This is a genomic window from Micromonospora craterilacus, from assembly GCF_003236315.1.
Classification (GTDB): domain Bacteria; phylum Actinomycetota; class Actinomycetes; order Mycobacteriales; family Micromonosporaceae; genus Micromonospora; species Micromonospora craterilacus.
Genome location: NZ_POTY01000306.1, coordinates 1 through 7,146, shown reverse-complemented (window position 1 = coordinate 7,146; position 7,146 = coordinate 1). Strand labels below are relative to the sequence as shown.

Genomic DNA, 7,146 nt, shown 5'->3' with positions numbered 1-7,146 from the left:
CTCCACGGATCCCCGTACCTACGCCAGCACCGACCACTGCCAGAGCACCACGCAGGACACCCACCCCAGCCTGACCCGGAGGACCGATGAACACCCCGCCCACCACGGCGACCGGCCAGCCGTCCCCACGGGTGGTCGACGTCCGCGATGCCGTCGAGCGGCTCCGCGAGTCGTGCGCCTGGCTGTGGCTGCTGACCGTCCCCGGCCGCGAGCGACGCCCCGGCCGCCCGGTCGACGAGGAGCAGGCCGAGGTCCTCGAGGCACGCGGGCGCAGCGACCGGGCGTACCGGGAGTGGAACCTGAGCCGCGGCATGGGCGCCCTGGCTCCGTCGCCGGCGGCCGCGCGTCTGGACGTCGTCGACGCCCAGGCCGTCGTGCACCGGATCCTGACCCGGCTGGCCCGGAGCGTCGCCGCGTACCGCGACTCGTCCTATGTCGGCGGCGGGGCGATCTCGGACGTGCTGGACTGGCTGACCGTCGGCGGGCCCGGCCGGCCGTGGGTGGTCGACGCCGCCGGCGACGCGTGGCGGGCCGGCGTGGTCGACGAGCTGCACGACAACCGCGACGCGTACCTGCTGACCGAGATCGCCCGGGCCCTCGCGGCGGCGGACGAGGTCGCCCGGTCGGCGGCCGGCGTGGTGGCCGAGCCGGTCCGGCCGATCGAGCACCGCTGCCCGGCCTGCCGCCACCGGTCCCTGCAACTGCACCACGACGGCCACGACAAGCGGCGCTGGACGGTGCGGTGCGTCCGCCGGACCTGCCTGTGCGTCGGTGCCGGCTGCGGCTGCCTCAAGCGCGACCGCCGGCCCGGCCTGCCGCACGTGTGGAGCCGGTGGGAGATGGAGGGCCCGGGCGGGCTGGCCACCGCTGTGGCGATCGCCCGGCGCCTCGACGAGCAGGGCCGGCCCCGGCCCACCGTCCGCAGCACCGTCGCCGGTCACGGCGGCTGGTCCGACCGGCGGACTGGCGCGGCGTGAGCGGCGTGGTGGTGGTCGACGGCGTGCAGTGGTGGACGACCGCGTACGCCGTGGCGCAGCTGCGCGTCGAGCGGAAGCTGATCAACCAGTGGGTGCTGCGGTCCCGCCGCGCCGGCCACGTCGCCGGCGCCGGCCCGCAGGACTGCCCGCGCTGCCGGTCGCACCCGGACGGCTTCCCCCACGTCGACCCCCCGGTGCGGCGGGGCGGGGTGTACGGGTACGTCGGTGAGCAGTTGCTGGAGGCCGAGGTCCGGACGTCGGAGGGGACACGTGGAGGGGTGACTCGAACGGATGTTTGACAAGATCGCGGCGGCATATCACCATGTGCGCAGCGCCAGGAGTCTGTCCAGCGCCACTGTCTACCGTGCCAGTCGCCCGGGATCGGCTCCGGGACCGATGGCCCCGCGTCGTACCGGCGCGGGGCCATCGGCGTAGACATGCCGACCCGGGCACCACGGCGGTGCACCACGACGGGCTGCCGAGGCACCCCCGGCCCGCGGGGCGGCAAGTGCACCGGCTGTCGGGCCCGGACGGGTCGAGCGTCGGACCAGCGTCGGGGTAGCTCGACCGAGCGCGGTTACGGCCGCGAGCACCGCGACGTCTTCCGCACCGGGGTCCTGGCCAGGGATCCGGTCTGCGTCCTGTGTGAGGTGCGGTCGAGCGTGGTGGCCGACCACTGGCCGCTGGACCGCAAGCAGTTGGTGGCCCGGGCGATGAACCCCAACGACCCCGCGCACGGACGCGGGCTGTGTGAGCCGTGCGACCGGGTGGACAAGGCAGGGCGTCAGCCGGGCGGCTGGAACAAGAGGAGGCGGCGGTGACCGAGCAGCAGCAGATGATCCCGGCCTGGGGCCTGGTGGTGCAGGAGGGCGACACGCTGGTGGTCGGCATGGCCAGCGCCTCGCTGACCGCAGCGCGGGCCGACGAGCTGCGGCAGGCGCTGGAGGCAGAGCTGCCCGGGGTGCGATGCGTGGTCCTCGCCGACGTGTGTTCGTACGAACTTGTTCTGGCCCCACCGTTCCAACTTTTTCTGGGACCAGTGGGATCGATGCGCATCTGTTGGCAACTTCCTTTGGCCCCACTTCCCCGCGCGTCCGAGAGGTGGCCATCCGGCCGGCTCGACCCGCCGGAGCCGCGCCCGGTTGCTCGGTGGCAAGCCGACCCGCACCGCAGGCGCGTTTACGCGCCGAGGAGCGGCAGCGGCGCGGCAGTGCGATCTGGCCGGGGCGGTCGCGTGCCTCCAACCGGCGGACGTCCGACAAGGCGTCTCGACGCATCGATGCCCGTGTGGGGCCAAGAGAAGTTGGAGTTCCGCAGGTGGGGCCAGAACAAGTTGGTGCAGTGGGGCCAAAACAACCTGCTCGAATCAGACGTGTCCGCGATGGCCGTCTACTCCCCGACGGTGGCCTTCGAGAGCCTCTACCTGCCACTGGACAGTTCGACGTGTGGCGATGCCCCGGGGGGAGGGGCGGGTTAAATCTCTGCTGGTCACGGCGGGGAGACCGCCGCCCTAGGCTTCCTTTCACGCTGACGAGTTTTGACACTTGCCGTATCCGGAGAGGGGGTGTCCACAGTGGGCAAACGCGGACCGCACCCGGCGCCGACGGCATTGAAGCTGGTCAAAGGAACCCGGGCTGATCGGGTCAACACCGAGGAGCCGGTGCCGTCGCCGTCAGTGGAGGAGCTGGAGCCGCCGCAGTGGCTGACTCCGGAGGCGGTGGAGTTCTGGGAGGAGTACGCCCCGGACCTGATCCGCAAGGGCGTGCTGACGGCGTGGGACGTGGAGGCGTTCGCGGTGACCTGCGATGCCGCCGCCCGCCGGCGGAAGGCGGCGAAGGCCCTCGAGGAGGAGGGCGAGGTCATCCAGGCGCCGGTGTTCGACAAGAACGGCAAGCCGACCGGGTTCCGGATCAGCCGCAACCCCTGGACCGTCGTGCTCGGCCAGGCCGACCGGCAGCTGCAGAGCTGGGCGGCGCGGTTCGGGCTGACGCCGTCGGACCGGGCGCAGCTGACCGGCGGGGATGGGCGCCGTGACCCGCACGAGGACCTCCTCACCGGCTAGCGCGCCGCGGCCGCGGTCGCGGACCAGGCCGGGTCCGGCTGACGACCCGATCCCGGACCACGACAAGCGGTGGCGGCCGCGCGACCGCAAGGGCCCGACCTGCGGCTACACGTTCCGCGACAAGACCTGCGCGAAGCGGGGGGCGCACTACTGCGAGCCGCGCGCCGACCGCGCGGTGGCGTTCCCGGCGGAACTGCTGCGGCACATCAAGGGCCCCTACCGGCGTAAGCCGTTCGTGCTGCGCACGTGGCAGGAGCACGAGATCATCCGGCCGCTGTTCGGCGAGGTGCTCTGGTCGGTCGAGTGGCAGCGTTACGTGCGCCGGTACCGGCGGGCGTTCATCATCGTCGGCCGCAAGAACGGCAAGTCGGAGATCGCCGCGGCGATCCAGCTGCTGCTGTTCGTCGGCGACGACGAAGAGGCAGCCGAGGTGTACAACGCGGCGAAGGACACCAAGCAGGCGGAGAAGGTGTTCGGTCCGGCCTTGCGGATGGTGCAGCTGTCGCCGGTGCTCGCCCGCCGGCTGCGGTACTACAAGAACGAGCGGCGCCTGGTCGACGAGAAGTCCGGGTCGATCTACGAGGTCATCACCGCCGACGCGAAGGGCGAGCTCGGGCACAACCCGCACGGCTTCAACCTCGACGAGGTGTTGTCGCAGCCGGACGGGTCGCTGTGGGAGGCGATGGACACCGCCGACGGTGCCCGGGAGCAGGAGCTCCTGTTCGCGACCAGCACCGAGACCGACGAGCCGAACAGCTTCGGGGCGTCGCTGATCGACGAGGCGGAGAAGGTCCAGGAGGACCCGCGCCGCGCGCCGCACGTGTTCACGTTCATCCGGAAGGCGCCGGCGACCGAGCAGGAGTTGGCGCGGCTGCACCGCATCTTCAAGGGCCACCCGCACCTGCCGGTGTCGACGGATCCGTACGACGAGCGGAACTGGAAGTGGGCCAACCCGGCCCTGGACCAGTTCAAGAGCCGCGAGGCCCTACGGCGGCACGCCCTGGCCGCCAAGGCGAACGCGGCGAAGGAGAAGGCGTTCCGGCAGTTCCAGCTCAACCAGCGGGTGCAGCAGGCCTACCGGTTTATCCCGCTGGACCTGTGGGACCTCAACGCCGGCGAGCTGGCGGCGAATCCGACGTGGCGCGACGGGCAGCTGGCCGGCCGCCGCTGCTGGGCCGGTCTGGACCTGTCCAGCAAGCTCGACCTCACCGCCTGGGCGCTGCTGTTCGACGACGGGTCGATCCGGTGGCGGTTCTGGGTGCCGGAGGCCGTGGTGCCGGGCCTGGCCGAGGCAACCGACGGGGCGTTCCAGCGCTGGTGTGACGCGGAGTGGATCACCGTCACCGACGGCAACGTCATCGACTACCAGTCGATCTACGAGGCGATCGAGGAAGACCACGAGCAGTTCGCGATCGTCGACGTCACGTACGACAAGTGGTCGGGTGAGCCGGTCCGGCAGGAGATCACCGAGCGGACCGGGCTGGAGTGCTACGAGTCGGGCACGACGTACGACCGCATGACCGGCCCGATGACGGAGTTCTCCCGGGCGCTGCACGCGCGGGAGTACCGCCACGGCGGTAACCCGGTGGCGCGGTGGATGGCCGAGCACCTGAAGGGCAAGAGCCCGGCCGACGACCCGGACCGGGTCCGGCCGGTGAAGCCGGACCGCAAGACCCAGCACGTCCGTATCGACGGCATGCCCGCCCTGTTCTTCGCGATCGACGGGCAGATGCGCCAGGGCGAGGACGAGTACCTGGATTACCGGGGCCTGTCCACCGTCGGCTGAGAGGAGACCGATCGATGTCCGAAGAAACTGCGACCGGGCAGACCCCGGCCGAGCCGGGTGGGCTGGTGGCCACTGCGGCCCGGTCGGCGGGCGCGCGGATGTCCGCGCGCTTCGACCAGGTCGACGTGGTGGTGCTGGCGGGGCTGCTGCTGCTCGGCGCAGGCCTGTGGCAGTGGTGGTCGGTCGGTGTGGCGCTGACCGTGGTCGGGGTGCTGGTCCTGGTCGTCGGGATCCTCGGCGCGATGGCCAAGCCGGCCACCGCCGGCGGCGCGGATCGCCGGCAGGCCGGGGCCTGACCGTGGGCTTCCTGCGCTCGGTGCTGTCGCAGCGGGCGAGCGTCGGCGCGTCGTCGGGGCTGGCCACCCCGGAGAAGTGGGTGGAGGACTGGTTCACCGGCGGCGGGTCGGCGGGGGGCACGTGGGTGTCGGAGGACACCGCGCTGCACTACAGCCCGTTCTTCGCCGGCGTGAACGCGATCGCCACCGACGTCGGGAAGCTGCCGCTGCCGCTGTACGAGCGCCTCGACAAGGGCAAGCGCAAGGCCCGGGAACACCGCGTGTACCGGGTGCTGCACGACCAGCCGAACGACCTTATGGCGCCGATGGCGCTCAAAGGCACGGTGCAGGGCCACGCGCTGACCTGGGGCACCGGGTACGCGCACGTGCTGCGTAACGGCCGTGGTGAGGTGACCGAGGTGTGGCCGATCCGCCCGGACCGGATCACCCCGGAGGTCAAGCGGCTCGGCCCGGGCAAGATGTCGCTCACCTACCGGTACATCGACGATGTCAACGGCATCTACACGAGGTTGTGGCCGGACGAGGTGCTGCCGATCGGTGGGCTCGGCTACGACGGGATCCGCGGCTACAGCGTGGTGCAGCTGGCCCGCCGGTCGATCGGCCTGGGCATGGCCACCGAGCAGTACGGCAGCCAGTTCTTCCACAACGGCGCTCGCCCGGGCGGTGTCCTCAAGACGGCCAAGAAGATGTCCGAGGAGGGCCACAAGCGGCTCCAGGCCGACTGGGAGAACCTGCACCGCGGCCTCGACCGCGCGCAGCGGGTGGCCATCCTCGAGGAGGGCCTGGAATGGCAGGACATCGGCATCCCACCGGAGGACGCCCAGTTCCTGGAGACCCGCAAGCTCCAGGTCAACGAGATGTGCCGGTGGCTGCGGCTACCCCCGCACAAGATCGGTGATCTGGAACGGGCCACGTTCTCCAATATCGAGTGGCAGTCGCTGGAGTACCTGCAGGACACGCTGCTCGGGTGGCTGACCACCTGGGAGCAGTACGTCAACCTGCGGCTGCTCACCTCGCGGGAGCGGCCGAGGTTCTTCGCCGAGCACATCGTCGACGCCATCACCCGCGGCGACCTCAAGAGCCGGTACGACGCGTACGCGGTCGGCCGTAACTGGGGCTGGCTGTCCGGCGACGACATCCGCGAGAAGGAGAACGAGAACCCGCTGCCCGACGGCAAGGGCGAAACGTACCTGGTGCCGCTGAACATGCAGCCGGCGCCGGCGCCGGGCGATCCGCCGCAGCCGGGCCGGGCCTGCCCGGTGCACCCGGGCTGCACCTGCAACCAGACGGAGCACGCATGAACGACGACCCGCGCCGCCGGCGCGACCACGACCAGGACATCGACGACGACGGCCGCCGCGGGCAGGCCCGCCCGCCGGTGGACCGGCAGCAGCCCGGCGCGCCCCGCGACCGCCAGGCCCGATCGGAGGTGAACCGGTGAAGCTCGGCTACACCCGCGCGCTCATGGTCCGCGAGACGTCCGACGACGGCGACCTGCTGCGGTTCATCGGCGCTACCGAGGGCGAGAAGGGCGACGGGATCGCCCTCAAGATGTCCGGCGCGCAGCTCGACCGGTACCGCGCCAACCCGATCTTCGGGTACGGGCACCGCTACTGGGGTCGGGACAGCCTGCCCATCGGCCGGTCGGAGCGCACCGAGGTCGACGACGCGAAGCGGCTGATGTTCGACATCCGCTTCGACCGCGCCGACGACTTCGCGGCCACGGTGGAGCGCAAGTACCGCGACGGCTTCCTCAACGCCGTCAGCATCGGGTTCTCGGTCATCGAGTGGGAGGACCCGAAGACCCAGGACTACTGGCGCGGCGGCGTGGCCGAGAAGTGGGAGCTGTACGAGCTGTCCAGCACGCCCCTGCCGATGGACGCCAACGCCGTCGTCGAGTCCGGCCGCGCCGGCGGCCCGGACGTCGACGACGAACTGCTGCACTCCCTGCGCGGCCTGCTGGACCGCCTCGACGGCGAGTCGATCGCCGCGCTGCGGCAGCTGCTCGACCGCGCCGGCCAGCCC

At 71.7% G+C, this 7,146-nt stretch carries 10 protein-coding genes; all 10 read left to right on the top strand.

Annotation, left to right across the window (positions count from 1 at the left end; genetic code table 11):
* Positions 1-86: 86 nt before the first annotated feature.
* A complete protein-coding gene (locus C1I95_RS30540; RefSeq protein WP_111219110.1) occupies positions 87-977 on the top strand; it encodes a hypothetical protein in 891 nt (296 codons plus the stop codon).
* Complete coding sequence (locus C1I95_RS30535; RefSeq protein WP_111219108.1) at positions 974-1,276, top strand: hypothetical protein; 303 nt, start codon at positions 974-976, stop codon at positions 1,274-1,276. Before C1I95_RS30540 ends, C1I95_RS30535 begins: the two co-directional genes overlap by 4 nt.
* Before the next feature lie 363 nt (positions 1,277-1,639).
* Positions 1,640-1,798, top strand: coding sequence for a hypothetical protein (locus tag C1I95_RS36000; protein WP_199523985.1), 159 nt, complete (start codon positions 1,640-1,642; stop codon positions 1,796-1,798).
* Positions 1,795-2,454, top strand: a complete 660-nt coding sequence (locus tag C1I95_RS34975; protein ID WP_146605903.1) for a hypothetical protein — start codon at positions 1,795-1,797, stop codon at positions 2,452-2,454. The genes C1I95_RS36000 and C1I95_RS34975 overlap by 4 nt, the downstream gene beginning before the upstream one ends.
* A 96-nt stretch (positions 2,455-2,550) precedes the next feature.
* Positions 2,551-3,039, top strand: a complete 489-nt coding sequence (locus C1I95_RS30520) for a phage terminase small subunit P27 family (RefSeq protein WP_158566505.1) — start codon at positions 2,551-2,553, stop codon at positions 3,037-3,039.
* Positions 3,008-4,825, top strand: a complete 1,818-nt coding sequence (locus C1I95_RS30515) for a terminase large subunit (RefSeq protein ID WP_158566504.1) — start codon at positions 3,008-3,010, stop codon at positions 4,823-4,825. The genes C1I95_RS30520 and C1I95_RS30515 overlap by 32 nt, the downstream gene beginning before the upstream one ends.
* A gap of 14 nt (positions 4,826-4,839) precedes the next feature.
* Complete coding sequence (locus C1I95_RS35470) at positions 4,840-5,121, top strand: hypothetical protein (RefSeq protein WP_158566503.1); 282 nt, start codon at positions 4,840-4,842, stop codon at positions 5,119-5,121.
* Between the two features lie 2 nt (positions 5,122-5,123).
* Positions 5,124-6,422 (top strand): phage portal protein, encoded by a 1,299-nt coding sequence (locus tag C1I95_RS30510; protein ID WP_158566502.1) that lies wholly within the window; start codon positions 5,124-5,126, stop codon positions 6,420-6,422.
* Positions 6,419-6,562 carry a hypothetical protein gene (locus C1I95_RS35465; RefSeq protein WP_158566501.1) on the top strand — a complete coding sequence of 48 codons (144 nt, stop codon included), beginning with the start codon at positions 6,419-6,421 and terminating at the stop codon, positions 6,560-6,562. Before C1I95_RS30510 ends, C1I95_RS35465 begins: the two co-directional genes overlap by 4 nt.
* Positions 6,559-7,146: HK97 family phage prohead protease (locus tag C1I95_RS30505; RefSeq protein ID WP_199523984.1), on the top strand; the 588-nt coding region annotated here is incomplete at its 3' end. The genes C1I95_RS35465 and C1I95_RS30505, both read left to right, overlap by 4 nt.

Bases quoted from the DNA above. Each gene is read 5' to 3' on its own strand.
- C1I95_RS35465 (WP_158566501.1), top strand. From the start codon at position 6,419: ATGAACGACGACCCGCGCCGCCGGCGCGACCACGACCAGGACATCGAC.
- C1I95_RS35470 (WP_158566503.1), top strand. From the start codon at position 4,840: ATGTCCGAAGAAACTGCGACCGGGCAGACCCCGGCCGAGCCGGGTGGG.
- C1I95_RS30540 (WP_111219110.1), top strand. From the start codon at position 87: ATGAACACCCCGCCCACCACGGCGACCGGCCAGCCGTCCCCACGGGTG.